Annotated in this window: 21 protein-coding genes; 8 read left to right on the forward strand and 13 right to left on the reverse strand. The window is 68.9% G+C overall.

Annotated features, from left to right (window positions below):
* Positions 1 to 33 precede the first annotated feature (33 nt).
* Complete coding sequence (locus tag KIT89_RS08240; RefSeq protein WP_297600148.1) at positions 34 to 1,515, reverse strand: leucyl aminopeptidase; 1,482 nt, start codon at positions 1,513 to 1,515, stop codon at positions 34 to 36.
* A 126-nt stretch (positions 1,516 to 1,641) separates the two neighbouring features.
* On the opposite strand from KIT89_RS08240, the gene KIT89_RS08245 reads away from it, so the two are divergent.
* Both KIT89_RS08245 and cls read left to right on the forward strand, forming a co-directional pair.
* The gene (locus tag KIT89_RS08245; protein ID WP_297600151.1) at positions 1,642 to 2,739 is read left to right on the forward strand and encodes an AI-2E family transporter; all 1,098 of its coding nucleotides are present in this window, start codon (positions 1,642 to 1,644) and stop codon (positions 2,737 to 2,739) included.
* Positions 2,740 to 2,745: 6 nt separating this feature from the next.
* A complete protein-coding gene (gene cls / locus KIT89_RS08250) occupies positions 2,746 to 4,206 on the forward strand; it encodes a cardiolipin synthase (protein ID WP_297600154.1) in 1,461 nt (486 codons plus the stop codon).
* Between the two features lie 3 nt (positions 4,207 to 4,209).
* Here the strand turns inward: cls and KIT89_RS08255 are convergent, their stop codons facing one another.
* Entirely contained in the window at positions 4,210 to 4,599 is a 390-nt protein-coding gene (locus KIT89_RS08255; protein ID WP_297600157.1) for an SHOCT domain-containing protein, read from the reverse strand.
* A 92-nt stretch (positions 4,600 to 4,691) separates the two neighbouring features.
* Between KIT89_RS08255 and KIT89_RS08260 the strand changes: the two genes are divergently transcribed.
* On the forward strand, positions 4,692 to 6,506 hold the full coding sequence (locus KIT89_RS08260; RefSeq protein ID WP_297600160.1) for an SLC13 family permease: 1,815 nt from the start codon (positions 4,692 to 4,694) through the stop codon (positions 6,504 to 6,506).
* 12 nt (positions 6,507 to 6,518) lie between these two features.
* Here KIT89_RS08260 and KIT89_RS08265 read toward each other — a convergent pair whose 3' ends face one another.
* The 11 genes from KIT89_RS08265 to KIT89_RS08315 all read right to left on the reverse strand — a co-directional run bounded on the left by KIT89_RS08265 (position 6,519) and on the right by KIT89_RS08315 (position 19,877).
* Positions 6,519 to 8,255 (reverse strand): helicase HerA-like domain-containing protein, encoded by a 1,737-nt coding sequence (locus tag KIT89_RS08265; RefSeq protein ID WP_297600163.1) that lies wholly within the window; start codon positions 8,253 to 8,255, stop codon positions 6,519 to 6,521.
* Positions 8,256 to 8,271: 16 nt separating this feature from the next.
* Positions 8,272 to 9,660 carry a sodium/glutamate symporter gene (locus KIT89_RS08270; protein WP_297600166.1) on the reverse strand — a complete coding sequence of 463 codons (1,389 nt, stop codon included), beginning with the start codon at positions 9,658 to 9,660 and terminating at the stop codon, positions 8,272 to 8,274.
* Positions 9,661 to 9,668: 8 nt separating this feature from the next.
* Positions 9,669 to 10,787: a glycerate kinase gene (locus tag KIT89_RS08275; RefSeq protein ID WP_297600169.1), complete on the reverse strand. Its 1,119-nt coding sequence runs from the start codon at positions 10,785 to 10,787 to the stop codon at positions 9,669 to 9,671.
* Between the two features lie 4 nt (positions 10,788 to 10,791).
* Positions 10,792 to 12,912, reverse strand: coding sequence for a beta-galactosidase (locus tag KIT89_RS08280; protein ID WP_297600172.1), 2,121 nt, complete (start codon positions 12,910 to 12,912; stop codon positions 10,792 to 10,794).
* A gap of 23 nt (positions 12,913 to 12,935) precedes the next feature.
* On the reverse strand, positions 12,936 to 13,580 hold the full coding sequence (locus KIT89_RS08285; protein WP_297600175.1) for a hypothetical protein: 645 nt from the start codon (positions 13,578 to 13,580) through the stop codon (positions 12,936 to 12,938).
* A 10-nt stretch (positions 13,581 to 13,590) separates the two neighbouring features.
* A complete protein-coding gene (locus KIT89_RS08290; RefSeq protein WP_297603944.1) occupies positions 13,591 to 14,433 on the reverse strand; it encodes a carbohydrate ABC transporter permease in 843 nt (280 codons plus the stop codon).
* Positions 14,434 to 14,510: 77 nt separating this feature from the next.
* Positions 14,511 to 15,401 carry a carbohydrate ABC transporter permease gene (locus tag KIT89_RS08295; protein WP_297603945.1) on the reverse strand — a complete coding sequence of 297 codons (891 nt, stop codon included), beginning with the start codon at positions 15,399 to 15,401 and terminating at the stop codon, positions 14,511 to 14,513.
* 144 nt (positions 15,402 to 15,545) lie between these two features.
* Positions 15,546 to 16,841, reverse strand: coding sequence for an ABC transporter substrate-binding protein (locus KIT89_RS08300; RefSeq protein WP_297600177.1), 1,296 nt, complete (start codon positions 16,839 to 16,841; stop codon positions 15,546 to 15,548).
* Entirely contained in the window at positions 16,838 to 17,902 is a 1,065-nt protein-coding gene (locus KIT89_RS08305) for a hypothetical protein (protein ID WP_297600180.1), read from the reverse strand. Before KIT89_RS08305 ends, KIT89_RS08300 begins: the two co-directional genes overlap by 4 nt.
* Complete coding sequence (locus tag KIT89_RS08310; RefSeq protein WP_297600183.1) at positions 17,899 to 18,744, reverse strand: DUF6807 family protein; 846 nt, start codon at positions 18,742 to 18,744, stop codon at positions 17,899 to 17,901. The genes KIT89_RS08305 and KIT89_RS08310 overlap by 4 nt, the downstream gene beginning before the upstream one ends.
* Positions 18,741 to 19,877 (reverse strand): Gfo/Idh/MocA family oxidoreductase, encoded by a 1,137-nt coding sequence (locus KIT89_RS08315; RefSeq protein WP_297600185.1) that lies wholly within the window; start codon positions 19,875 to 19,877, stop codon positions 18,741 to 18,743. Before KIT89_RS08315 ends, KIT89_RS08310 begins: the two co-directional genes overlap by 4 nt.
* A gap of 95 nt (positions 19,878 to 19,972) precedes the next feature.
* On the opposite strand from KIT89_RS08315, the gene KIT89_RS08320 reads away from it, so the two are divergent.
* From KIT89_RS08320 to KIT89_RS08340, 5 genes are all read left to right on the forward strand, one after another.
* Positions 19,973 to 21,037 carry a LacI family DNA-binding transcriptional regulator gene (locus KIT89_RS08320; RefSeq protein ID WP_297600187.1) on the forward strand — a complete coding sequence of 355 codons (1,065 nt, stop codon included), beginning with the start codon at positions 19,973 to 19,975 and terminating at the stop codon, positions 21,035 to 21,037.
* Positions 21,038 to 21,215: 178 nt separating this feature from the next.
* Positions 21,216 to 22,367 carry a Gfo/Idh/MocA family oxidoreductase gene (locus KIT89_RS08325; protein WP_297603946.1) on the forward strand — a complete coding sequence of 384 codons (1,152 nt, stop codon included), beginning with the start codon at positions 21,216 to 21,218 and terminating at the stop codon, positions 22,365 to 22,367.
* Between the two features lie 6 nt (positions 22,368 to 22,373).
* On the forward strand, positions 22,374 to 23,534 hold the full coding sequence (locus KIT89_RS08330; protein ID WP_297600189.1) for a dihydrodipicolinate synthase family protein: 1,161 nt from the start codon (positions 22,374 to 22,376) through the stop codon (positions 23,532 to 23,534).
* Complete coding sequence (locus KIT89_RS08335) at positions 23,531 to 24,403, forward strand: sugar phosphate isomerase/epimerase (protein WP_297600191.1); 873 nt, start codon at positions 23,531 to 23,533, stop codon at positions 24,401 to 24,403. The genes KIT89_RS08330 and KIT89_RS08335 overlap by 4 nt, the downstream gene beginning before the upstream one ends.
* Positions 24,400 to 25,905 carry an alpha-N-arabinofuranosidase gene (locus KIT89_RS08340; RefSeq protein ID WP_297600193.1) on the forward strand — a complete coding sequence of 502 codons (1,506 nt, stop codon included), beginning with the start codon at positions 24,400 to 24,402 and terminating at the stop codon, positions 25,903 to 25,905. Before KIT89_RS08335 ends, KIT89_RS08340 begins: the two co-directional genes overlap by 4 nt.
* Positions 25,906 to 25,932 lie beyond the last annotated feature (27 nt).

The raw sequence follows: 25,932 nt of genomic DNA on the forward strand, positions 1-25,932 counted from the left end.
GCGCGGGGCGACACCGCGAGATGACTGCGGGAGCTACGCGGCGAAGCGCTTCTCGACCGCGGCGAGCAGCGTGCGCAGCGAGACGCCCGTCGCACCCTCGGCGAGGTAGCCATAGGCCGGGCCCTCGTTGACGGCGGCACCCGCGATGTCGAGGTGCGCCCAGGGGATGGGGTTGCCGTCTGCACCCTTGCCGACGAACTCTTTCAAGAAGGTTCCGGCGACGAGCATGCCGCCGTCGCGGTTGCCCGGCTTGAGGTTGGCCATGTCGGCGAAGCGCGAGTCGAGCTGCGCGCGCAGCTCGGCGGGCAGCGGCATGTGCCAGTGCGGCTCGCCGGTCTGCTCGCCCGCGGCCACGATCTCGCCGACGAGGTCTGCATCGCCCATCACCCCGACGGTGCGACGACCGAGCGACACGATCGCTGCTCCCGTCAGCGTCGCCACATCGATGAGCGCGTCGGGCTGCTCTTCGCTCGCGAGCACCATGCCGTCGGCCATCACGAGGCGCCCCTCGGCGTCGGTGTTCATGACCTCGACCGTGGTGCCGCCGCGCATCGTCAAGATGTCGTTCACCCGAATCGCCGTCGACGACACGAGGTTCTCGGCCATGCACAACCACGCCGTCATGCGCACCGGCAGCCCGAGCCGAGCACTGGCGAGCACGAGCGCGAGCGTCACCGCCGCACCGCTCATGTCGTTCTGCATGCCGCTCATGGCCTCGGCCGGCTTGAGCGAGTAGCCGCCCGTGTCATAGGTGATGCCCTTGCCGACGAGGGCCACGTGCGTCGTGGCGCCCTCAGGCTGGTAGCTGACCTTGATGAGGCGCGGGGGGCGCGATGAGCCCTGACCGATGCCCATGATGCCGCCGCAGCCCTCGGCGACGAGCTTCTTCTCGTCCCACACCTCGACGGTCACCGGCGCACCCTCAGCGGCTTCGGTCGCCGCGTCGGCGAATGCCTGGGGGTAGAGGTCGCCGCCCGAGCGGTTCGTCAGATCGCGAACGAGGGCCACGTGATCGGCGATGAGCCGCACACGGTCGATCGCCTCGTCGCTGACCGTCGCCGACGTGCACACCGTCGCCGACGCCACCGGTGACTTCACCTTGACGGCCGTCTTCACTCGATAGTTGGTGAAGGCATACGCGGCGATGCTGGCGCCCTCGATCATCGCGTGCACGTGGCTCTCATCGTCGAGGCCGAAGGCGAGCGCCACCGACTCGGCACCGGCGAGCTGGCGCACGGCCGAACCAGCGGCCTGGCGGGCCGTGGTCGCCGTGACCTCAGCGCCGAGGCCGACGATCGCGACCGACGCGCGCGAGCCCTCGAGCGCGGGCAGGCGCACGAACTCATCGGCTTTGCCCGTCACTCCGATGGCGGCGAGGTGCTCGTGCAGGTGCGCGAGCGACGAGTGCGAGACGAGCTCGGGGCCGTCAGCACCGGCGCGCGATGCGACGACGACGACGTCGACATCGAGAGAAGCGGGGGCCTCGGCTGACGTGGTGATCGAGATGGTGGTCATGGTGGTTCCGTTTCTCGCACAGGGGAGTGACGAAGTGTCGCGCTCAGGCTATTCGCTTTGCGCTCTGAACGATATGGTGACGATGATTCTGTCGGCCACCTGGCGGCAGTCAGAGAGGCGCCGAGCATGCAGTCAGAATCCGAACCGAGCACCGGCGAGTCGAACGTCGGCTCTGCCACGAGCTTCTTGCGCAAGGGGCCCTTCGTCATCGGCTTCGTCGGCACCCTCGGCGTGCTGCTCGCGCTGGTGCTCGGCGCAGCGGTGTCGCAACTGGCCTATACGATCACCCTCATCTTCTTGGCGACCTTCATCAGTCTCGGGCTCTACCCCGTGGTCACCCGACTCGAGCGCCGCGGCCTGCCGAAGCCGGCTGCCATCGGCGTCGTGCTCGCAGCTTTTCTCGCCGTCGTCGCCGTGCTGCTCGTGCTCATCGTGCCCATCGTCATCGAGCAGGCCACCGAGCTCGCCCGCACGCTGCCCGAGAACCTCACCGACATCGAGAATCAGGGCTGGTTTCTCGACCTCGACGGGCAGTTCAACGGGTATCCGTTCATCTTGCTCGAGTGGGTGCGGGTCAGCTCTGCCGACCCCAACCTGTGGATCACCCTGGGCGGCGGTGCCCTGCGCATCGGCGCCGACATCATCAACGGAAGCTTCGGCGTGCTGCTCGTCGTCGTCATCACCCTCTACTTCGTCGCCTCGCTCGACAGCATGAAGAACGCCCTCTACGAGCTCGTGCCCGCCTCGAAACGCGCGGGCTTCGCCGAGATCGCCGAAGAGATCTTCGAGTCGATCGGCAAGTACCTGAGCGGCCAGATCGTGCTCGCGGCGATGAACGCCGCCTTCTCGTTCATTCTGCTGAGCGTCTTGGGCGTGCGCTATGCCGGAATCCTCGCCTTCATCGCCCTCTTCATCACCCTCATCCCCGTCATCGGCCCCCTCATCAGCACGACGCTCATGGTGCTCGTCTCGTTGTTCACCTCGCCGGCGACAGCCCTCATCGTGGCGATCGTCATGATCGTCTACATGCAGGTCGAGGCCTACCTCTTCACGCCGCGCATCATCGGCAAGGCGATCAGCATTCCCGCCTCGCTCGTGCTCATCGGGGCCGTGATCGGCGGCACCCTGCTCGGTCTGCTCGGGGCGCTGGTCGCTTCGCCGGTCGTGGCGAGCATCCTGCTGATCTTGAAGAAGGTCGTCGTGCCCCGCCAACGGGCGAGGTAGCACCTCATGCCTGCTGAGGTGAGCGCACTGCTGCCGGCGCTGCTGGTCGTGCTGCACGTCGTGCTCGGCTCGATCGCCGTCATCGTCATCTCGGCCCGCCGACGGCCCTCGACGGCGATCGCGTGGATGCTCACGATCATCTTCATTCCCTACCTCGGGGCGATCGCATTCTTTCTCGTGGGCTTCAGCCGGCTTCCGAAGGCTCGGCGCGACAAGCAGCGCGAGGTGAGCGAGCTCATTCTCGCCCGCACCGAGGGGCTCGACCGCGTGAGCCATCGCGACGAGTGGCCCGACTGGCTCGGCTCGTCGGTGCGGCTCAACGAGAACCTCGGCGCCCTGCCGATGGTGGGCGGCAATCGCGCCGAGCTCACCGACGACTACGAGGGCTCGATCGCGTCGATGGCGGCCGACATCGACACGGCCGAGCACTATGTGCACGTCGAGTTCTTCATCCTCGCGCTCGATGGCACGACCGAGCCGTTCTTCGCCGCGCTCGAGCGGGCGACCGCGCGCGGCGTCACGGTGAGGGTGCTGAGCGACCATCTGATGAGCATCCTGTCGCCCGCCCGAAAGGCGACGCTCGCCCGCTTGGCCGCAATGGGCGCTGAATGGCACGGGATGCTCCCCCTGCGCCCGCTGCGGGGCCAGTGGCAGCGCCCCGACCTGCGCAACCACCGCAAGCTCGTGGTCGTCGACGGGCGCGTGGGCCACACGGGCTCGCAGAACATGGTGCAGAGCAACTACGGCAAGAAGAAGGCCATCAAGCGCGGCCTGCACTGGCACGAGGTCATGGTGCGGCTCGAGGGCCCCGTCGTGCGCGAACTCGACGCCGTGTTCGTGACCGACTGGTACAGCGAGACCGACGAGCTGCTGCCGCTCGACACCTCACCGGTGGTGCTCGGCGACGACCCCGCCCTGCTCGACGCGCAAGTGCTGCCGAGCGGCCCGAGCTTCGAGAACGACAACAACCTCAAGCTCTACACGACGCTCATCCACAAGGCCGAGCGGCAGGTGAGCATCACGAGCCCCTATTTCGTGCCCGACGAGGCGATTCAGCTCGCGATCATCACGGCGGCGTCTCGCGGGCTGCTCGTCGAGCTCTACGTGAGCGAGATCGGTGACCAGTTCTTCGTCTACCACGCGCAGCGCTCGTACTACGAAGACCTGCTGCGCGCGGGGGTGCGCATCTACCTCTACCAGGCGCCCACCGTGCTGCACTCGAAGCACTTCACGATCGACGACGACGTGGCGATCGTGGGCTCGAGCAACATGGACATCCGCTCATTCAGCCTCAACATGGAAGTCTCTGTCATGGTGCACGGCGGCGAGTTCGTCGAGCGCATGCGCGAGATCGAGGCGTCGTATCGAGCACAGAGCCGCGAGCTGCACCTCGACGAGTGGGTGCGACGACCGTGGGGCGAGAAGGTGCGTGACAGCCTTGCCCGCCTCACGTCGTCACTGCAGTGAAGGCTAGGCGAGCGCCTTCGCCTTGATGGCGTCGAACTCTGCCTGCGAGATCGTGCCGTCGGCGAGCAGCGCCTTGGCCTTGGCGATCTCGTCGGCCGGGCTGGCGCCGGCGACGTCGCGAATGTAGGCCGCTGCGGCATCGTGCGACTTCTGCGCCTTCGCCTGGCTGCGCGCCGCCATGCCGCCACCGCGAGCGATGAGATAGACGAAGAGCGTCACGAAGGGCACGAACCAGATGAAGAGCAGCCAGACGGCCTTCCAGCCGCCGCTGAGCGACTCGTCACGGAAGAGATCGACGACGACGCTGAACAGCGTGATGAAGTAGGCGATGAACGCGAACGAGATGAAGAAGAGCAGAACGAGGTCCCAGACGTTGCCGAGAAACCCTTCCATGGGGTGTTCCTTTCGATGAAACGATGCGCGGCGATGCGTTCTCCGCAGGGCTCACTCTAGGGAGAAACCCTGCACTCGGTTAGTGTCTGATCGTGAGCGATATCGCGGTGACCATGCTGATACTCGCGATCGTCGTCTTCGCCTTCGTGAGCAATCGCATTCCGGTCGGTCTCATCGCGATCGGAGCCTCGCTCGCGCTGTATGCCACGGGCATTCTCGACCTCGGTCAGACCTTCGCCGGATTCGGTGATCCGGCCGTGATTCTCATCGCCAGTCTGTTCGTTGTGGCCGAGGGTCTCGACTCGTCGGGCCTCACGGCGTGGACGGGGCAGCGCCTCATCGCGAGCGGTGGCGGCAGCTCCCGCACGCTCACGGTCATCATCATGCTCGTCGTCGCTGTGCTCGCCGCGCTCATCAGCGTCAACGGAGCCGTGGCCGCTCTGCTGCCGGTCGTCGTCGTCATCGCCACGAAAATGTCGGTCGCCTCGGCGCGGCTGCTGCTGCCGCTCGCCTTCGGCGCCCACGCCGGCTCGCTGCTCACGCTCACCGGTTCACCCGTGAACGTCATCATGTCTGAGTTGGCCGAGGAAGAGACCGGTCGAGCGTTCGGCTTCTTCGAGTTCGGGCTCGTGGGGGTGCCCATCGTGGCCGGCACCATTCTCATCACGGTGCTCTTCGGCAATCGCCTGATTCCGGCCCGCATCCCCTCGACCCTCTCGACAGATCTCGGCGACCACGCTCGAACGCTGCTGGCCCAGTTCGGGGGCGCGCAGCCGTTCGGTCGCGTGCGCGTGCTCTCTGGTTCGCCACTCATCGGCAAGACCGAGAGCGAGATCGTCTTCGAGTCAGCGACCGCCGTCACGCTCATCGCCATCCAGTCGCCGTCGGCGCCAGGCGTGCGCGATGCCGACGCAGCGATCCGCGCCGGAGACGTGCTCATTCTGCAGGGAACCCCGACGGCCATTCGCTCGGTGAGCGACGACTCGAAGCTCGAAGGCGTCGGCACGAGCACGGTGGCCGCGAACTGGGCGACCCTCGACGCCGAATATGGCGTGGCCGAGATCGTCATCCCGCCTCGATCACGGGCGATCGGAGACCCGGTGTGGCCGGGCATGATCACCGAGAGCGGCGACCTCATCATCGTGGCCATTCAGCGCGGCGGCGACGATGTCGGCGACCAGACCGACCTGCGGCTCGAAGCCGGCGATATTCTGCTCGTGCAGGGCAGGTGGGATGCCCTCGATGAGAATCTGCGCGACCCCTCGGTCATGGTCGTCGATGCTCCCGACCAGATCCGCCGCCAGGCGGCTCCGATCGGCCGCCGTGCATACACCGCCCTCGTCGTGCTCGTGCTCATGGTGATCGCGCTCGCCACGGGCATCATGCCGCCCGCCGTCGCGGGCTTGCTCGCTGCGGGCGCGATGGTGCTCACCCGCACCGTGTCGATCGAGAAGGCCCACCGTTCGATTCAGTGGACGACCGTGCTGCTCGTCGGCGGCATGATTCCGGTGTCGACCGCGATCACGCAGACCGGTGCCGCCGATCTCATCGCCACCGGCATCGTCGACGTCGTCGGGTCGTTCGGGCCGCATGTCGTGCTCACGGCGCTGCTCGTGGTCACGCTCATCTTCGGGCAGCTCATCAGCAACACGGCGACGGCGCTCATCGTCGCGCCGATCGCGATCTCGGTCGCCTACGAGCTCGGCGTCTCGCCCTTGCCCTTCTTGCTCGCCGTCGCGGTGGTGTCGGCCGCCGCGCTGCTCACCCCGGTCGCGACGCCCGCCAACCTCATGATCATGGCGCCGGCGGGCCTGCAGTTCGGTGACTACTGGAAGTTCGGGTTGCCGATCATGGTGCTGTTTCTCGCGGTCGCCGCGCTGCTCGTGCCCGTGCTGTTTCCGTTCTAGCGACCCGACCGGTCAGCGCCGACCGAGGGTTCCGAAGATGCCGCGCACGACTTCGCGGATGACGGTCTGGCCAGCGCGCGAACCCAGCAGGTCGCCGACGACATCGCCGGGTCCGGCGGGTGCCTTCGTGGTGCGGCGCGTCGTGGTGCGCGTGGTCGTGCCGTCTCTCTTCTTGAGATCGCGCAGCGCTTTCTCGTACTCGGCCTGCGCCTTGTCACGCTGCGCGTCGGCATCTCGTGCCGCTTGCGCCTCGGCCGCCGCGTTCATGCGCGCCGCGAGCATCTCGTGCGCAGACTCGGGGTCGATCGCCTGGCCGTAGCGCGCCATGAGGGGCGACGAGGCGACCGAGTGCGCGATGACGTCGGCCGGGGCGGGATCCATCGAACCCTGCGGCGCCCGCAGCCTCGTCCAGGCCACGGGCGACGGGGCGCCCTTCTCGTTCATGACGGTGACGATCGCCTCGCCGATGCCGAGGTTCATGAGCACCTGCTCGAGGTCGTAGCCCGAGTTCGGGTAGGTGCGCACGGTCGAGCGCAGCGCCGTTTGGTCGTCTGGGGTGTGCGCTCGAAGCTGGTGCTGCACGCGTGACCCGAGCTGGGCGAGCACGTCAGACGGCACGTCTTTCGGCGTCTGCGTGACGAAGAAGATGCCGACCCCCTTCGAGCGGATGAGCCGAACGGTCTGCGTGATCGCCGAGAGAAACGCCTTGCTCGCATCCTTGAACAGCAAGTGAGCTTCGTCGAAGAAGAAGACGAGCTTCGGTCTGTCGATGTCGCCGACCTCTGGCAGGTCGTTGAACAGGTCGGCGAGCAGCCACATGAGAAAGGTCGAGAAGAGCGCGGGCTTGTCGGCGACGCCGGGAACTTCGAGCAGGCTCACGATGCCCCGCCCGTCGGCGGTGGTGCGCAAGAACTCGGCGGTGTCGAACTCGGGTTCGCCGAAGAACACGTCGGCGCCATCGGCGGCGAAGGTGATGAGCTCGCGCAGAATGACGCCAGCGGTGGCCTTGCTCAGCCCGCCCAGCTCGGCGAGGTCTGCCTTGCCCTCGGGGCTCGTCAAGAACTGTATGACGGTGCGCAGGTCGGTGAGGTCGACGAGCGGCAGCCCGTGCAGGTCGGCGTAGTGGAAGACGAGGCCGAGGCTCGACTCTTGCGTCTGGTTGAGCCCGAGCACTTTCGACAGCATGAGCGGCCCGAAGCTCGACACCGTGGCCCGCACGGGCACACCGTGCCCGACGCCGCCGAGGCAGTAGAACTCGGTGGGGTGCGCCGTGGGCTTCCAGTCTTGACCGATGCCGGCGGTGCGCGCGAGCAGCTTCTCGCCGCCTGCGCCCTCGACCGCGATGCCGCTGAGGTCGCCCTTGATGTCGGCGGCGAAGACGGGCACCCCTGCCGCACTCAACTGCTCGGCGAGCACCTGCAGCGTCTTCGTCTTGCCGGTGCCGGTGGCGCCGGCGACGAGCCCGTGCCGGTTGGTCATCGCGATCGGAATGCGCACCGGCACGTCGGGCATCGCGTCGCCGTTGACGAGGGCGCCCATCTCGAGCACTGCGCCCTGCATCGAGTACCCAGAACGGATGCTCGCCACGCGCTCGTCGTCGAGCGGGCCGCTCGCGGGTGCAGTCGGGGCGGTCACCGACTCTGCCGCCACGGCCTGCCGCTGCGCCGCCTCTGTCGCTGCGGCGAGCGCTGCCTGTGCCTCTTCGAGCGCCTTCTGGGCGGCCTCGACCGCGTGCTGGGCATCAGTCATGAGCACAGCCTACAAATCAGCGAGCAGCGCGGGCACGCTGCCGCAGCACCCCCCAGGTGAGCATGCCCGCGGCGAGCACCGCCGAGACGATGCCGAAGGTCAGCGAACCCCAGGCGAGGATGAGCGGCACCGAGAACGCGGTGATGAGCCCACCGCCGAGAAACGGTTCGTAGCCGAGCTGCTTGTAGCCGTAGGCGGTCGTGGCCTTGGTGCGCCGTTGCGGGTCGACCATGTCGGCGAGCACGAAACCGGTGGCCACGTTGCCCTGCGATTGACCGAAGTCGGCGATGGCATGCTCGAACCAGTCGCGCCCGTGAATGCGCGGGCCGAAGACGAGCAGCGCCACGACGCTCCAGGCGACGGCGATGACCGTGAAGACGACGAGCGCGGGAATGTTCGAGCCGAGTGCGGCGAGCGACATCGTGCCGATGGCCGAGGCGATGAGCACGTCGAGCGCGACCGCTGAGATGCCGTTGACGGCGCGCTTCGAGATGAGGTGGTCGTGCTTCAGGCGAGTGGCCGCAAGCTGCACGACGAACCCGCCGATGACCGTGAACGGAAAGAGCGGAAACGACTCGAAGACATCAGAGCCGAAGGCGCCGGCGATGGCGCGCAGCGTTTCGAGCAGCACCATCGCGAGCGCGATTGAGAGCGCGATCGCCACGACCGCCACCGTGACGGGGCCCATGCCGCGGTTCTCTGGCTCGGGAGCGTCGCCCTCGGGGTCGACGCCCGAGGCGTTGAGATCGTGAGCCTCATCGCGGCTGGGCGGAGTGGTGCGTGCGACGCTGATGCGCGGGTTGCGCACGGCCCACTTCACGAGCAGCGAACCGATGACGATGCCGGTCACCATCGAGATGGTGGCGAGCCCGAGCCCGAGGTCGATGAGCTCAGCCGCCCCGGCATCGGTCAAGAGTGGCCCCATGCCGGCGATGGTGCCGTGCCCGCCCGCGAACGACAGCTCGATGATCGAGCCGGCGAGGTCGCTGACACCGAAGAAGGGGGTGAGGATGAGCACGACGGCGAGCGAGCCCAAGGCGAACTGCCCGAACGACAGCGCGCTGCCGAAGATGACGTGCGGCGCCGAGGTCGTCCAGATCTCACGTGCAGATGGCAGCGCCTTGCCGAGCATGACGGCGGCGAAGACCACGTTGATGAGCAGCGCGGGCAGCGTGGCCCACACGGCGAGCACCGGTGCAGGTATCAGGCCTTCGGTGCCCGTCCAGAGCCCGAGCGCCTGCGGGCCGATGAGCAGAATGAGAAACCCTGCGATCACCGAGGTGGGGATGAACAGCGAGGCGAGCAGCGGCACGAACCTGCGCAACACCGCAGAGACGAGCAGCACGAGCCCGAGAACGACGATCGAGAAGCCCGCCCACTGTGGGGCGGTCAGGTCGAGATCCATGCCTCCAGTCAATCAGCAAGGTGCGCTGAGGCGAGCCTGGCTCCCGCGCGTCGCAGCCACTGCAGCGGTTCGCTCATAGCAGAGTCGGCCGAGCCCGCCACGTCGGTGAGCGAGACGGCGTCGCTGAACGCCGTCGTCTCTGCGTCGATCGCCCCGGCCACGAGCGCGCAGGGTACCCCGGCTGCCTCGGCGAGCCTGGCGACCTCGACGGGCGCCTTGCCCCCGGCCGACTGCCCGTCGAAGCGACCCTCACCAGTGATGACGAGGTCGGCGTCTGCAATCGCCGCGGGCAGGCCGATGGTCGCGGCGAGCTCGCGAGCGCCGGCGGCGAGCTCGGCGCCCCACGAGAGCAGCCCGAAACCGACTCCGCCCGCCGCTCCGGCGCCCGCGGCAGCAGGCGAGACGCCCTCGGGCGAGCCTGCAGCGAGCACTGCAGCGAGTCGCTCGAGCCCGCGCTCGGCGTCGAGCGCCATCGTGTCATCGATGCCCTTCTGCGCCCCGAAGACGGCGACCGCCCCTCGGCTGCCGAGCAGCGGGTTGTCGACGTCGGTGAGCACCACGGCGCCGCCCGGGGGCGGCGGCACGGCCGTCGTGAGGTCTGCGTGGTCGAGAGCGTGCAGTGCAGCATTGCCCAGCTGCAGGCTGTCGCCGTGCCCGTCGACGAGGGTCGCGCCGAGGGCGAGCAGTGCACCCGCGCCGCCGTCGGTCGAGCAGCTGCCCCCGATGGCGATCAGCAGCCGGTCGACCCCCGAGTCGAGCGCCGCGCGCATGACTTCGCCGAGACCGAGCGTGTGCGCCGTGAGCGGGGCCGGCTCGCTGAGCAGCAGCAGGCCCGAGGCTTCAGCGAGCTCGACGAGAGCGGTGCGACGCCCGGCGCCGTCGACGAACCGCAGCCAGGCAGCCTCGACGACGCGGCCGTCTGGCCCGGTGACGCGAGTCGACAGCACCTCACTGTGCGGCAGCGCTGCGGCCACAGCATCCACCGTTCCCTCTCCGCCGTCGGCCATCGGCACGATCGTGACCAGGTCTCTGGGGCGGATGCTCTGCCACCCCTCAGCGATCGCCCGCGCCGCCTCGGCCGCGGTCGCTGAGCCTTTGAGCGAGTCTGGTGCGACGACGATGCGCATCAGCTCACGGGGTGGGCTCGTCGAGCAGGGTCATGATCGAATCATAGGGAGCGAGCACGCGCACCTCTGACTCGGTGCGTGCCGACGGCGCGCCCCCCGCAGAGGCGAGCGCACTGGTCTCGAGCAGCACTCGGCCGGGAATCTGCAGCGTCACCGGCTCGGAGCCGTGGTTGATCACCGTCAGCACCGGCCCCCGCCGGGCGACCTCGACGGTGCCGGGCACGTCGCCGGCAGTCAGCTGGCCTCGTCGCAGCACCTCGCTCTCGCGCAAGTGCGCCCCCGCGAAGACCGGGTCGGCGAGAAGATGGTCGACGAGGGCGAGGGCAGTGTCTCTGTCGGGCAGCGTCGCGAGGTAGCGCGCTGCTCCGGCCCCGTGCGCGTGGCGCGTCAGTGCAGGGTCGCCCGCGCGCCGCCCGGCGCTGAATCGCGCCTCGGCCTCGGCCCCCGCCAGGTGCAGGTGCTCTGCGAGCAGGGTTCCGACGCCGTGCGGGCCGGGGCGGGCATCCGGTGCCGCATCATCGGTGGACGGGCCAAAGGGTGCCAGGCGCTCGCCCGGCTCAGACGCAGGCGCGTCGGGGGAGACGAGCGCTCCGAAGTCTTCGAGTCTGATGCCCAGCAGGTCTCGCCACCGCTGCTGGTAGCCGGGCCGGCCGTCGCTCGGCGTCGGAAAACGATCGAACTCATCGACGATGTCGGTGAACGGGCCGGCGAGCAGCTGGCCGCCGGCCGCCACCCAGTCAGCGATGTGCTGCGCATCGTCGTCGGTCAGCAGGTAGAGCGCCGGAGCGATGACGAGTCGGTGGTGAGGGGCCACCCGGCTTGGCGAGACGATGTCGACCATGACGTGGCGCTCGTGCAGGGCGTCGTACCAGCGCCACAGAATGGCCTGCTGGTCGAGAGCGACGGGATGGTCGGGGGCTTCGAGCGCCCACCAGCTGGGCCAGTCGAGCACGATGGCGACGCGAGCGTCGTCGACCGCAGGCGGAGGAAGCTCGGGCAGCGCGGCGAGACGAGCGCCGAGATCGACGACCTCGCGCCAGGTTCTCGTGTCGGTTCCGGCGAGCGGCAGCATCGCCGAGTGGAACTTCTCAGCCCCCGCTCGCGATTGCCTCCACTGGAAGAACAGCACCGAGTCGGCACCGCGGCCGATCGCCTGCGCGCTCAGCGCGGCCATCTGCCCCGGCGCCTTCGGTGCATTCGACGGGCGCCAGTTGAGCGCGTTCGTCGACTGCTCGAGCAGCAGCCACGGTGTGCCCGGCTTGAGCGAGCGCATGAGGTCACGCTGCAGTGCCGAGCGTCGAAAGCTCTCTGGGTCGTTCGGGTCGGGGTAGGCGTCGTCGCTGATGACGTCCATGTGTTCAGCCCACGCGAAGTAGTCGGTGGGCTTGAAGGCGCCCATCATGTTGGTGGTGATCGGCTGTCGTGCGCCGGCATCGCGCACAGTCTGCTTCTGCTGCAGATACCAGCTAAGCAGGGTGTCGCTCGTGAACCGTCTGAAGTCGAGCAGCTGCCCTGGGTTGTGCGAGTAGGGCGCCAGGCGGGGCGGCACGATCTCGTCGAAGGCTCGGTAGCGCTGCGACCAGAAGTTCGTGCCCCACGCCTCGTTGAGCGCGTCGACGCTGCCGTACCGGTCGGCGAGCCAGACCCTGAAGGCGTCGCGCGCCGCGTCGGAGTAGTCGAGCGGCAGGTGGCAGCCGAGCTCGTTGTCGACGTGCCAGAGCACGACCGCGGGGTGATCGGCATAGCGCTCGGCGAGTCGACGCACGAGCTCGAGGCCGTATCGGCGGTAGACGGGGCTCGCCACAGCGTGATGCTGCCGGCTGCCCGGCCAGTAGGCGGCTCCGCGCTCGTCGGCGGCGAGAGTCTCGGGGTGCAGGTGCGCCAGCCACGGCGGCGGGCTGGCCGTGGCCGTGGCGAGATCGACGGCGATGCCGCCCTCGTGCAGCAGCTCGATGACTCGATCGAGCCAGTCGAAGCTCCACTCGTCTGGCGCCGGCTGCAGCCGCGACCACGAGAAGATGCCGAGGCTCACCATGGTGACGCCGGCGTCACGCATGCGGGCGATGTCGTCTGGCCACACGCTCTCGGGCCATTGCTCGGGGTTGTAATCGGCGCCGTAGTGCACGGCGGCCTCCTTCTGTCGCGGTGTCAGTGGGCGGATTCGATGAGCGGATGCTCGCGCGCGATTCTGCGTTCGACGACGACCGCGGCGGCGAAGGCGAGGCAGCCGAGCGCGGGCACGATGAGCGGAGGCAGCTGCCATGCCGCGATCGCCGTGAGCCCGACGGCGACGACGAGCAGCACCGTGCCACCGACATCGGCGGTGAGGGCGGGTCGCAATGCTCGCGCCGCCTCCGCCCACCCGAGGGTCGGCCGCCACAGCGAGGCGAGTGCGACGAGCGCGGTGAGCACGGCCACGGTCGCGAGCGCGCACACCACCAGCACGAGCTCGCGACCGGGAAGGGAGGTGGTCGAGGCGACGAGTGCCGAGGCGCCGATCAGGCCGAGGGCGCCGATCACCGCCAGAGCCGTGACCATGCCGGGCAGCACCGCCGAGCGCACGTCGCGCCAGAACTCGGCAAGGCCGCTGCGCTCGGCGCGCAGGTAACGGCGCAGAGAGCGCACCCCCGCGGCCAGTGCCGCCGGCAGGGTCAGCAGGGGCAGGCCCACGACCGTCACGATCACCCCGATCCACAGCACTTCTCCAAAGAGCGTGAAGCCTGCCGCGGCACCGGGCCATCGCAGCCGACTGCCGTCGACCGGCTGCCGCTGCGGGCGACGGTGTGCGGTCATCCTGCGATTCTCAGCCCTTGAGGCCCTGCGTGGCCACACCTTCGACGAGAAAGCGCTGAAACACGATGAAGAACAGCAGCACGGGCAGCAGTGCGAGCACCGAGACGGCGATCGTGGCTCCGTAGTCGCTCACGAAGGTCTGGTCGTTGAAGATTCGCAGGGCGAGCGGCAGCGGGTAGTTGCGTGGGCTCGTCAGGTAGAGCAAGGGGCCGAGAAAGTCGTTCCAGCTCCAGATGAAGGCGAAGATCGACGACGTGATGAGCGCGGGCTTGATGAGCGGCAGGGTGATCGAGAAGTAGATGCGCGCGTGGCCGCAGCCGTCGATGCGCGCGGCCTCGTCGAGCTCACGCGGCAGGCTGCGGATGAACTGCACCATGAGGAAGACGAAGAAGGCTTCGGTGGCGAGGAACTTGCCGATGAGCAGCGGCCAGAACGTGTCGATCATGTCGAGGTTTCTGAAGATGATGTACTGCGGAATGATCAGCACGTGGAAGGGCAGCAAGAGCGTGCCGATCATGATGGCGAAGAACGCTCCTCGGCCCTTGAACGAGATGCGAGCGAAGGCGTAGGCGGCCATCGAGGCCGAGATGACGGTGCCGATGACCGAGCCGATGCCGAGCAGGAACGAGTTCAGGAAGAAGACTGCGAGCGGCACCCCGCCGACGCCGTCGAAGACTTTGATGAAGTTGTCGATTGTCGGAGCGATCGGGAAGAACGCCTGATTGCTGCCGAACTCGCTGTTGGGCTTGAACGAGGCCGAGACCATCCACGCGAGCGGGTACAGCACGACGAAGGTGAGTGCCAGAATCACGGTCGTCCAGATCGCACCCGTGACGCGGCGGTAGAGCTTCATGCCGGGCCGCACCGGGATGACGCTCGTGATCGGCATCGTGCGGGTGTCGTCGAGGTCGATGCTCGAAAGGGGCGCGGTCACTTGGAGTCTCCTGCGTAGTGCACCCACGATCGCGAGGTGCGGAAGAGGATGAAGGCGATGATGCCGACGGCGATGAGCAGCACCCAGGCCATGGCCGAGGCGTACCCCATCTGGCTGTTGGTGAAGGCGCGAGTGTAGAGGTAGACGGTGTAGAAGTTCGTCGCATCTGCCGGGCCGCCTGTTCCCGAGCCGATGATGTAGGCAGAGGCGAACACCTGGAAGGCGTTGATCATCTCGAGCAGCAGATTGAAGAAGATGACGGGCGAGAGCATGGGCAGCGTGACGCTTAAGAACTTGCGGATGGGGCCCGCACCGTCGACACTCGCAGCTTCATAGAGCTCGTGCGGCACTTGCTTGAGCCCGGCGAGGAAGATGACCATGGGTGCACCGAACTGCCAGACGGCGAGCAGGATCATCATGGGCAGGATGAGTGCGGGAATACCGACCCAGCCGCCGATCTCGATGCCGAAGAAGCTCAGCCCCGAGTCGACGGGCCCGTTGGTCGAGAACATCGCGCGCCACACGATGGCGATGCTCACGCTCGCTCCGATGAGCGAGGGCGCATAGAAGGCGCTGCGGAAGAACCCGGTGCCCCTGCGCGGCATGTTGAGCAGCATCGCGATGGCGAGGGCCGCCGCGAGCTTGATCGGAACGCCGACGAGCACGTAGAGCAGCGTGATGCGCACCGACCCCCAGTAGCGCTGATCGTTCATCATGCGCTCGAAGTTGGCGAAGCCGATCCATTCGGGGGCGTTGAAGATGCCGTAGTTGGTGAAGGCGAGGTAGAGCGACGCGAGCATCGGGCCGGCCGTGAGGGCGAAGAAGCCGAGCAGCCAGGGCGAGAGAAAGACGTAGCCCGCGATCGTGTCGCGGCGGCGAGTGCTCATGGCCCGCCCCGCCCGGGGGGCTCCCGCCCGGCGCTGCTGCGCCGGACGGGAGCCGGAGCCCGACTCACCCGGTGTCGCCGACCCTGCGGTCGTGTCGATCGTGGTCATGGGTCGTGACTCCTTCGTGCGGTAGGGCTCGTGTTGCTAGAGGCCGAGAATGACGGCGGCCTCGTCGAAGAACTGCTGCACAGCATCATCGACCGAGATCGCGTTCAGGCCGATCGACTTTCCGAGGCTCCAGAAGGTCTGCTCGAGCGAACCGTAGCCGATGACGGGCACGGGCGGCGCCGCACCGATGCGGTCGGCGACCGACTCGAGGTAGTCGGCGACCTGCGCGTCAGCGCCCTCGAGGTTGGCACCGGCGAGCTTGGTGCTCGAGGCGGGGAAGCCCAGTGTGGTGCCGAAGATCTCTCCGGCCTCGGGGCTGTTCACCACGAAGTCGAGGAAGAGGGCTGCGGCTTCGGGGTGCGCGGTGTTGGCCGAGATCGCCATCTGCAGACCGGTCTGGCGGTAGAGGTCTTGGCCGCCGGGCACGTCGAGCGGAGGGGCGACCATCGAGAGCGAGGCGGCGCCCGACTCGGCGAGGTATCCGCCGAGGAAGTTGCTCCAGCCCATCTCGCTCGCGGTCAGTCGAGCACCGAAGCCCGAGACGGGCGAGATCTCTTCGAGTCGCGACTGCGGAATGGTCACTGAGGCGCGGTCGGCCGCGCCCGACTCCCAGTAGGCCCTGAGGTCGTCTTCGGTGAGGCCGAGACCGCCATCGGCCGTGTAGAGGTTCTTGCCCTGGGCGCGCAGCACGTTCTCGAAGCTCTGGATGCGCTGCGTGAAGTCGGTGCCGCCGTAGACGCCGGCACTGGCACCGGCCGCGGTGACCTCGGCCATCCACGCCGAGTACTCGGCGTAGCTCGTTCCGCCCGGGTAGGGCTCGACGCCGAGCTCGGCAAGCAGGTCGTCGTTCTGGAAGACCGCCCACGCGCTGTAGCCGGTCGGCAGCGAGTACTGCGTGCCGCCGAGCTGGCCGGTGCCGAGCAGCGCGTCATCGAACGCCGAGAAGTCGACGTACTCAGAGACCGTGCCGAGGTCGAGCAGCAGGCCTGGCTCTGCGTACTGGCGCAGGTACGAGTCGCTGAATTGCCACACGTCGGGCAGTCCGCCGCCGGCGGCTTCGGTCTGTCGCACCTCCCAGTAGCTCGGGAAGTCGGTGAAGTTGCCGTTGATCGTGATGTTCGGGTGCTGCTCGTTGAACGCGTCGATGAGCGTCTGGTAGCGGGCGGCACGGTCGTCGTTGCCCCACCACGTGAAGGTGAGCTCGACCTCTGCCTCGGGGTCGAACTCGCTGGGGGCGTCGGCGGGCGCGCAGCCCGCGAGGGCGAGTGCCGCGGCTGCGGCAGTGGCGGTGGCCGCGAGGGCCATGCGCCGAGTGCGATTGCTGAACATCATTGTCCTCCTGGAAGACGTCGCTGTAGACCACGGATAGTCGCGCTTGGGAAAGCGTTATCCCACACCGTAGGCGACACGGTGTCGCTCGTCAAGCCTGAATGGGAATTCGCTTTCCCACACCGTGTCGAGGCGCCCAGCGGCACCCTCGGCGGCACATCCCGATCGACCCGAAGCTCACCGTCGACGACCACGGCCCGCGCGACGTGCACTGCACTGCGCTGCGCCTCGACATCGCGCTCGCCCACGCCGGCGATCTCTGAACCATCCCACGCCGGGTGGGTGAAGTAGATGATCCACGCCTCGTCGCCGAGCACCACGACATCGGCGTGACGAGCGACCTGGCGGTCATCCGGGTGCGCGCCAGGGGCATCGAGCACGAGCCCCAGCGTCGACCATGAGCGCGCGTCGGTCGAGCGGTGCACCCTGAGCCCGCGCCACTCGTCGGTGAGCATCCACCACCACCCCCCGAGGGCGAACGCCACCGGCCCCTCATGCGGGCGCCCCCCGATGGCGACTCCCTCGTAGTGCCACTCGGCGAGATCATCGCTCACGGCGACGGCGGTCGTCGAGCCTGCCGCCTCGTCTTTGCACCACAGCCGCCAGCGCCCGTCAGGGCACCGCGCGACGGCTGCGTCGATCACCCGCTCGCTCGGCAGCTCGACGCGGCCCTCGTGGCTCCACGCGCGAAGGTCGACTGACGTGAACCGCTCGATCGTGCGGGCGTGGCCGTGCCACTGCGTCGGAACGCCCTCGATGACGGTGACGAAGAGGTGATAGCGGCCGGCATCGCGCACGATCGCGGGAGCCCAGAAGGTGTGGACGCCCGGGCCGAGCCCGGCGACCTCTAGCCCCTCGAGCACGCCGGCGTAGTGCCACGACGCGCCGCCGTCGTGCGACACCGCCGAGCCGATCGCGCTGCCGTGCACCCAGCCGACGCCCGCATCGGGCGCGCCCGGTCGGCGCTGGGTGTAGAGCATCCACCACTCGCCCCCTGGTGCGTCGACGACGACCGGATCGGCCGCCCCGTCGGTCACCGGGTCGCGAAAGATCGCGGCGCTCACGCGAGCAGGCCCTCGAGCTCGCCCGCCGATGCGGCGCCGTCGATCGCGAGCACCGTCCACTGCCAGGTCGCCCGCCCGCCCACATCGAGCAGCCACTCCTCGTCGAAGAACGGTGCAGCGCACAGCATCGCCACGGGGTCGACGCGCACGAACCACGGGCTCGGGCTGACCGGATTCGCCGCGTGCGCTGCGATGGCCACCGTGGCTTCGGCCGATCGCAGGGCGGCCCAGGCACCAGGCATGCCCATCGCGGCATCGGCAGCCACGATCTCGCCGTCGATAAGCAGTTCGGCACCGATCAAGCCGGGTGCGCCGCGCAGAAACAGCCCGCCGTAGCCAGCGGAGGGTCGGCCCGCCGTCGTCGGGCTGCCGAACCGCAGGGGGGTCGCCGACGCATTGACGAGAGAGCTGCTCCACTTGAGCACGGTGGCAGAGCCGCGAGCGGCGCCGTCGTCGTGCAGTCGAAGGTGGCGGCTCTCGCGCACCAGAACCCGGCCCTCGGTCGTGCACCATTCGAGCTCTTCACGCGAGGCTCCCGTCGTGATGCGTCGCTCGATCAAGCGCTGCGTGCCGTTGTTGGCGAGCTGCACATACTCTGCGCCCGAGAACGTGGGGCCTCCCCAGAAGTTGTGCGCGACCGCGTCGGCGGCGTCGACGTTCGCCACCGCGAATGAGAGCCCTCGATGCCAGGGGTGGTCGAGCGGCTGGTCATCGGTGACCCGCACCCCGCTCGGTGTTGAGAGAGGGTGCACCCAGGGGCGCGGAGAGTCGTTGCCGCACCCCGGTTCGGGTGCGTTGAGCACGACGCCCGACGCGAGCTCGCGAGACGCCACCACCGTCATCTGCGCCCTCTCGTCGAGCGCAGGTCGCGCACGGCCGTGCCGAGGGGCCCGCGCAGCGCAGGGTCGGCGAGCTCGTGCCGAGTGACGACAGCGCCGCGACCGGCAGAGGCGTAGAGGGCCGTCACGATCTCGAGCGCTCGCGCGGGCTCGGCCGCGACGGGCGGCACGGGCTGGCCCGCAGCGATCGCCGCGTACACCTCGGCGAGCAGCACATCGTGACCGCTCGCGACCTCCGTCTCGGGCAGAGCCCACTGGGCGGCCTCAGCGGGGTCGATCGACTGCGCCGGGGTGATGCGCCAGTGGTCGTGGCCGTGGCCGTAGAGGTGGACGAGCTCGATGGTGGCGCGCTCGCAGTCGAGTCGAATGATCGACTGCTCGCGGGGAGCGAGCACGGTCGAGACGACGCTCGCGACGACCGGAGTGCCCGCGTGCTCGAACAGCACCGTGCCCGTCGCGAGGTCTTCGGTCTCGAGGTCGCGATCGAGACGCCAGAGCGTCGCCGAGGCTTCGCGCCACTCGCCCAGCAGGTGCGCAAGCAGGTCAAGCTGATGGATGCCGTGGCTCAGCAGCGTTCCGCCACCCTCGCCTGCCCAGGTGCCGCGCCACGGCACCTCGTAGTAGTCGCCGTCTCGATGCCACAGGGTGTGGCAGATCGCGAAGCGGGGAGCACCGAAGGCCCCCGCATCGAGCAGCCTCTTGACGTGCTGCACTGCGCTGCCGGTGCGCTGCTGAAAGACCACCGCGAGCCGACGGCCGGCAGCGGCCGCCGCTGCGGTCATGCTGTCGAGCTCGGCGAGCGAGAACGCTGGCGGCTTCTCGACGATGGCGTCGCACCCTGCGCCGACGACGGCATTCGTCTGGGCCGCGTGACCGCCCGGCGGTGTGCAGAGGTGCACGACGTCGAGCTCAGCGGTGGCGAGCATGCTCTCGAGCGAGTCGTGCACACTCGGCACCGCGCCCCCCGCCGCCCATCGGGCCGCGAAGTCTGCGGCGCGATCAGCGCTCGAATCGCTCACGGCGACGAGCTCGACCCGCGGCATGAGCGCGAGCGCCTGGGCATGCAGGTGCGCAACAGCACCGGTGCCGAGAATGCCGGCCCGCACGCGGGTGCTCTCGGTGGTTGCCTCTGGCACGTGACCTCCTCGATCGCCCCGAGCCTAGCAAGGAAAGCGCTTACCCACCGTGGGCACCACCGTCGGCCGCGCAGTGCGTGGCAAGATGTCCCACGATGACCGCCCCCGAGAACCCGCCGCAGGCGCCGCTGCCGGCCGAGAGTCGTGCCGCGGTGACGCTGCACGACGTCGCCCGCGAAGCCGGAGTCTCGCTAGCGACGGCCTCGCGCTCGCTCAACGGCAGCACGCGTAAGGTGGCCGAAGAGTATCGCCAGCGCGTGCTCGCTGCGGCAGAACGCCTTAACTACACGCCCAACCTCTCGGCCCAGGCCGTCGCTCGCGGCTCGACGCGCACCGTCGCCCTGCTGGTCGCCGATATCGCCGACCCCTACTTCTCGACCATCGCCTCGGGCGTCGGCGCAGCAGCCGACGAAGCGCAATTGCTCGTCACCATGGCGGCCACCGAGCGCGACCCCGAGCGCGAGCTCGAACTCGTGCGCACCATGCGCGGCCAACGGCCTCGCGTCATGATCCTCGCCAGTTCTCGCCGCACCGATGACCCGCTCGCTCCCGCCCTGCGGGCCGAGCTCGAGGCCTTCGAGCAGACGGGCGGGCGCGTCGTCGTCATCAGCACCAACGACTTGAACTTTCGCACCGTGCTGCTCGACAACGCCGCGGGTGCGCGCGACCTCGCCCTCGCACTCGCCGATCGCGGCTACCGCCACGTCGCCGTGCTCGCCGCACCCGAAGGGCTCGTGACCTCTGAAGACCGGCTGCGCGGATTCACCGAAGGGCTCGCTGCGCGCGGCATCGAGCTCGACCCTGCGGCAGTCGTGCGCACCGGGTTCACGCGCGATGGCGGATACGAGGGCATGCAGCGGCTGCTCGCGATGGGGCGTGAGATCGATCTCGTCTTCGCCGTGAACGATGTCATGGCGGTCGGCGCGCTCTCGGCGGTGCGCGATGCCGGGCTCACCCCCGGTGTCGATATCGCCCTCGCGGGCTTCGACGACATTCCGACCGTGCGCGACGTCACTCCTCCCCTGTCGACCGTCGCGATCCCGCTCGCCGAGGTGGGGCGCCGCGCACTGGCGATGGCGCTCGACGAACCGGCTGCCGGCAGCCATGAGCCCGTGGCGACGACGGTCGTGCTGCGAGCATCCACCCCGCACCGTCACTGAACCGGGCGGTTCTCACACCGCATCTCGCGACACTTTCGTGCGCCCTCTTGCTTCGACGCGCAACTCGCTCTACAGTTTGGTAAACGCTTTCCCGTATCGTGGGCACTGCCTCGCCATGTTCACGCGAAACCCCTGAGCAGAGAGAACCACCGTGTCAGAGTCGACCATCGGCATCATCATGAACGGCGCCTCCGGGCGCATGGGCTACCGGCAGCACCTCGTGCGCTCGATTCTCGCGATTCGCGACGAGGGCGGCGTCGAGCTCGCCGACGGCACTCGCGTGCAGGTCGAGCCCATGCTCGTCGGCCGCAACGAAGAGAAGCTCGCCGAACTCGCCGCCCGCCATGGCATCGAGCACTACTCGACCGACCTCGACGCGGCGCTCGCCGACCCGCGCTGGCAGATCTACGCCGACTTTCTCGTCACCAAAGCCCGCTTCGCTGCCATCCAGAAGGCGATCGCCGCCGGCAAGGCGATCTACACCGAGAAGCCCACCGCCGAGTCGTTCGACGACGCCTTGACCCTCGCGCGCCTCGCCGCCGACGCCGGCGTCAAGAACGGCGTCGTGCACGACAAGCTCTACCTTCCTGGGCTGCAGAAGCTCAAGCGGCTCATCGACTCCGGCTTCTTCGGCCGCATTCTCAGCGTGCGCGGCGAGTTCGGCTACTGGGTCTTCGAAGGCGACTGGCACCCCTCGCAGCGCCCCAGCTGGAACTACCGCAGCGAAGACGGCGGCGGCATCACCGTCGACATGTTCCCGCACTGGAGCTACGTGCTCGAGAACCTGTTCGGCCGGGTCGAGTCGGTCTACTCGCGCGCCGTCACCCACATTCCCTCGCGCGTCGACGAAGCCGGCACGCCGTACGCCGCCACCGCCGACGACGCCGCCTACGCCGTGTTCGAACTCGAGGGCGGCATCATCGCGCAGCTCAACTCGAGCTGGGCGGTGCGCGTCGACCGCGACGAGCTCGTGCAGTTTCAGGTCGATGGCACGCACGGCTCTGCCGTCGTCGGGCTCTTCGGCTGCAAGATCCAACCGCGCAACGCGACCCCGAAGCCCGTGTGGAACCCCGACCTCGTCGACGAGATCGACTACGACTCGACGTGGGTCGACGTGCCCACCAACGAGGTCTTCGAGAACGGCTTCAAGACGCAGTGGCAAGACTTCATCCGCCACGTCGTCGACGACGCCCCCCACCACTACGACTTCTTGGCCGGAGCTCGCGGCATGCTACTCGCCGAGAAGGGCCTCGAGTCGTCGCGCGACGGTCGGCGGGTCGACGTGCCCAGTGTCAGCGTCGACTCGCCGGTCGGCGCGCAGATCGCGTAGTCGACGATGGATGCCCTGACTCTGGTCTCGGCCGAGGGAGCCGTGTCGAGCATCCCGCTCGCCGAGGCACCCGCGCTGACCCGCCCGACCTCGCCGCTGCGCAGTCGCGTGGCCTACGCCGCCGCGCACGTCGTGCCGAAAGCGCACGCCGAGAACGTGCCCGGCCACCCCGCCGACATCGACTGGGATTCCACTCTCGCCTTCCGCCACCACCTGTGGTCGTGGGGGCTCGGAGTGGCCGACGCGATGGATACCGCGCAGCGCAACATGGGACTCGACGCCGCCGCCACCCGCGAGCTCGTGCGCCGCAGCGCTCACGAGGCGCGCAGCGTCGGCGGTGCGGTCGTCGTGGGCGTCAACACCGATCACGTCGATGAGCCGACGATCTCGCTGACCGCCGTCATCGATGCCTATCGACAGCAGCTGCACGAGACCGAAGAGGCCGGGGCGGGCGTGGTGCTCATGGCCAGTCGGCACCTCGCGCGCGTCGCCGAGCACGCCGACGACTACGTGCGCGTCTACGACGCGGTGCTACAGCACGCCACGACTCCCGTCGTGCTGCACTGGCTCGGCACAGCTTTCGACCCGCAGCTCGCCGGCTACTTCGGCAGTGACGACACCGAGGCGGCGACCCGCACGCTGCTGCGCATCATCGAGGCGCACCCCGACACGGTGCGTGGCGTCAAAATGAGCCTGCTCGATGCTGACGCCGAGATCGCGGTGCGCGCCGCCCTGCCGGCGCACGCTCGCATGCTCACGGGCGACGACTTTCACTACGTGAGCCTCATCGAGGGCGACGGCAGCCACCACTCCGACGCCCTGCTCGGCGCGTTCGCAGCGCTCGGGCCGCTCGCCTCCGCCGCCATCCAGCGGCTCGACGCCGACGACGTCGACGGCTACCGTCGACTGCTCGGCCCGACCGAAGAGCTCTCGCGGCAGATCTTCGCCGCACCCACGTGGTTCTACAAGACGGGCGTCGCCTTTCTCGCCTGGCTCAACGGCCATCAGCCCGCATTCTCGATGGTCGGCGGCTTGCACGCCGGTCGCAGTGTTCCGCATCTCTCGCGCATCGTCGAGCTCGCGAACGGCTGCGGAGCACTCGAGCGCCCCGAGCTCGCCCTGCGCCGGTGGCACCACCTGCTCGCCACGCACGGAATCTCGTCGTGAGCATCCGGCGCCTGTCGCTCAACCAGGCCACCATCAAGCACGCCGACCTCGCGACAGCACTCGCCGTGACCTCCGGTGCGGGCATCGAGTCGATCGGCCTCTGGCGCGAACCCGTCGCAGCGGTGGGTCTCGCGACTGCTGCCACCATGCTCGCCGACAGCGGACTGCGCTTCTCGAGCCTGTGCCGCACGGGGTTCGTGACCGATGCCGAAGGGCCGGCTCGACGCGCGGCCATCGATGAGAACCGGCGCGGCATCGACGAGACCGCCGCTCTCGCGGCTGCGGGGGCGCCCGGCTCGGCCGCCGTGCTCGTCATCGTCGCCGGCGGGCTGCCCGAAGGCTCGCGAGACCTCATCGGGGCTCGCGAGCGCGTCGCCGAGGCACTCGACGAACTCGCGCCGCACGCGGCCGCGGCAGGGGTCACGCTCGCCATCGAACCGCTGCACCCGATGTATGCGAGCGACCGCGCCGTCGTCTCGACGCTCGCCCAGGCGCTCGACCTCGCCTCGCCGTTCGCCCCCGAGACGGTGGGCGTGGTGATTGACAGCTTTCACGTCTGGTGGGACCCGGCACTGCTGCCGAGCATTGCGCGCGCCGGCGCTGAAGGCCGCATCGCGAGCTATCAGGCCTGCGACTGGCGCACTCCGCTGCCCGCCGACGTCTTGCTGTCGCGCGTCTACCCCGGCGAGGGCATGATCGACTTCGGCCCCATGACCCGCGCCGTCGAGCACGCGCGCTACCGCGGCGACATTGAGGTCGAATTGTTCCATGCCGAGATCTGGGCCGATGACCCTGCCGCGGTGGCGGCCAGCACGGTGCGCGGCTTCGCGGCGGCCGTCGCCCCCCACCTGGCAGACTCGACGTCATGAGTGCAGCACGCATCACCGCCCACCCCGCGTTCGTCACCGGGGCGATCGACCGCCGCATCTTCGGGTCGTTCGTCGAGCACCTCGGCCGGGCCGTCTACACGGGCATCTACGAGCCCGGCCACCCCGCAGCCGATGCCGAGGGCTGGCGCACCGATGTCGCCGAGCTCACTCGAGAGCTGGGCACCACGGTCGTGCGATACCCGGGCGGAAACTTCGTGTCGAACTATCGGTGGGAAGACGGGGTGGGGCCGCGAGAGTCCCGACCGACCCGCATCGACCTCGCCTGGCGCACGATCGAACCGAATGCGATCGGCACCGACGACTTCGTGCGGTGGTGCGCACTGACGGGCACCGAGCCCATGATGGCAGTCAACCTCGGCACGCGAGGGGCGGCCGAAGCCGCCGATCTGGTCGAGTACTGCAACACGCCAGGCGGCACCACGCTCAGCGAGCTGCGGCGCGCAAACGGCGCAGACGCACCGCACGACATCAGGCTGTGGTGCCTCGGCAACGAGATGGACGGCCCGTGGCAGATCGGGCACCGCACGGCCGACGACTACGGCCGGCTCGCGAGCCAGGCAGCGCAGGCGATGCGCCGAGTCGACCCGACCATCGAGCTCGTCGCGTGCGGCAGCAGCGGTCGAGAGATGGCGACGTTCGGCGAGTGGGAGCGCGTCGTGCTCGAGCACGTCTTCGACGACGTCGAGTACATCTCGGTGCACGCCTACTATCAAGAGCGCGACGGCGACCGCGCGAGCTTTCTCGCCTCGGGCGCCTCGTTCGAAGCGTTCTTTCACGAGGTCATCGCGACGGCAGACGCGGTCGCGGCGAGGCGTCACTCGAGCAAGCGCATCAAGCTCTCGGTCGACGAGTGGAATGTCTGGTACATCGACGACTTCGCGGGCGAGACCAATCTCGAGCTGGCCGAGCGGCCCCGGCTCATCGAAGACGTCTACTCGGCTCTCGACGCCGTCGTCGTCGGCGACCTGCTGACGACGCTCGTGCGCAACGCCGACCGCGTCGCCGTCGCCTGCCTCGCGCAGCTCGTGAACGTCATCGCACCGATCATGACCGAGCCCGGCGGCGAGGCGTGGCGGCAGACGACGTTCTATCCGGTGGCGCTGCTGGCCCAGCATGCGCGGGGCGTGGCATTGGATGCTCGACTCGACGCACCGCGACTGACCACCGCGAAGCACGGCGAGGTCGACGCGCTCTCGGCCGCGGTGGTCTGGAACTCAGAGGCGGGCGAGCTCGTGCTCAGCATCACGAACCGTTCGACCGAGTCGGTCAGCACCGCCCTCGACCACGTCGGCTTCACCGACGTCGAGCTCATCGAGGCCGTGACCCTGGTCGCCGATGACGAGGGCCCCCGCCGCACGGCAGCCGAGGTGGCTGACGCTGCGCCTCGGCCCCTCGAGGGAGTCGTCGCGGGCGAGCACTCGACCTCGCTCACCCTGCCGCCCGAGAGTTGGAGCCTCGTGCGCCTGCGGGCGAGCGCCTGACGCCGGCGCAGCTCGGCCTCGCCGGGG

It is taken from the genome of Microcella sp., from assembly GCF_025808395.1.
GTDB lineage: Bacteria > Actinomycetota > Actinomycetes > Actinomycetales > Microbacteriaceae > Microcella.

Bases quoted from the DNA above. Each gene is read 5' to 3' on its own strand.
- KIT89_RS08240 (WP_297600148.1), bottom strand. From the start codon at position 1,515: ATGACCACCATCTCGATCACCACGTCAGCCGAGGCCCCCGCTTCTCTC.
- KIT89_RS08245 (WP_297600151.1), top strand. From the start codon at position 1,642: ATGCAGTCAGAATCCGAACCGAGCACCGGCGAGTCGAACGTCGGCTCT.
- cls (WP_297600154.1), top strand. From the start codon at position 2,746: ATGCCTGCTGAGGTGAGCGCACTGCTGCCGGCGCTGCTGGTCGTGCTG.
- KIT89_RS08255 (WP_297600157.1), bottom strand. From the start codon at position 4,599: ATGGAAGGGTTTCTCGGCAACGTCTGGGACCTCGTTCTGCTCTTCTTC.
- KIT89_RS08265 (WP_297600163.1), bottom strand. From the start codon at position 8,255: ATGACTGATGCCCAGCACGCGGTCGAGGCCGCCCAGAAGGCGCTCGAA.
- KIT89_RS08270 (WP_297600166.1), bottom strand. From the start codon at position 9,660: ATGGATCTCGACCTGACCGCCCCACAGTGGGCGGGCTTCTCGATCGTC.
- KIT89_RS08275 (WP_297600169.1), bottom strand. From the start codon at position 10,787: ATGCGCATCGTCGTCGCACCAGACTCGCTCAAAGGCTCAGCGACCGCG.
- KIT89_RS08285 (WP_297600175.1), bottom strand. From the start codon at position 13,580: ATGACCGCACACCGTCGCCCGCAGCGGCAGCCGGTCGACGGCAGTCGG.
- KIT89_RS08290 (WP_297603944.1), bottom strand. From the start codon at position 14,433: ATGAAGCTCTACCGCCGCGTCACGGGTGCGATCTGGACGACCGTGATT.
- KIT89_RS08295 (WP_297603945.1), bottom strand. From the start codon at position 15,401: ATGAGCACTCGCCGCCGCGACACGATCGCGGGCTACGTCTTTCTCTCG.
- KIT89_RS08300 (WP_297600177.1), bottom strand. From the start codon at position 16,841: ATGATGTTCAGCAATCGCACTCGGCGCATGGCCCTCGCGGCCACCGCC.
- KIT89_RS08310 (WP_297600183.1), bottom strand. From the start codon at position 18,744: ATGACGGTGGTGGCGTCTCGCGAGCTCGCGTCGGGCGTCGTGCTCAAC.
- KIT89_RS08320 (WP_297600187.1), top strand. From the start codon at position 19,973: ATGACCGCCCCCGAGAACCCGCCGCAGGCGCCGCTGCCGGCCGAGAGT.
- KIT89_RS08325 (WP_297603946.1), top strand. From the start codon at position 21,216: ATGAACGGCGCCTCCGGGCGCATGGGCTACCGGCAGCACCTCGTGCGC.
- KIT89_RS08330 (WP_297600189.1), top strand. From the start codon at position 22,374: ATGGATGCCCTGACTCTGGTCTCGGCCGAGGGAGCCGTGTCGAGCATC.
- KIT89_RS08340 (WP_297600193.1), top strand. From the start codon at position 24,400: ATGAGTGCAGCACGCATCACCGCCCACCCCGCGTTCGTCACCGGGGCG.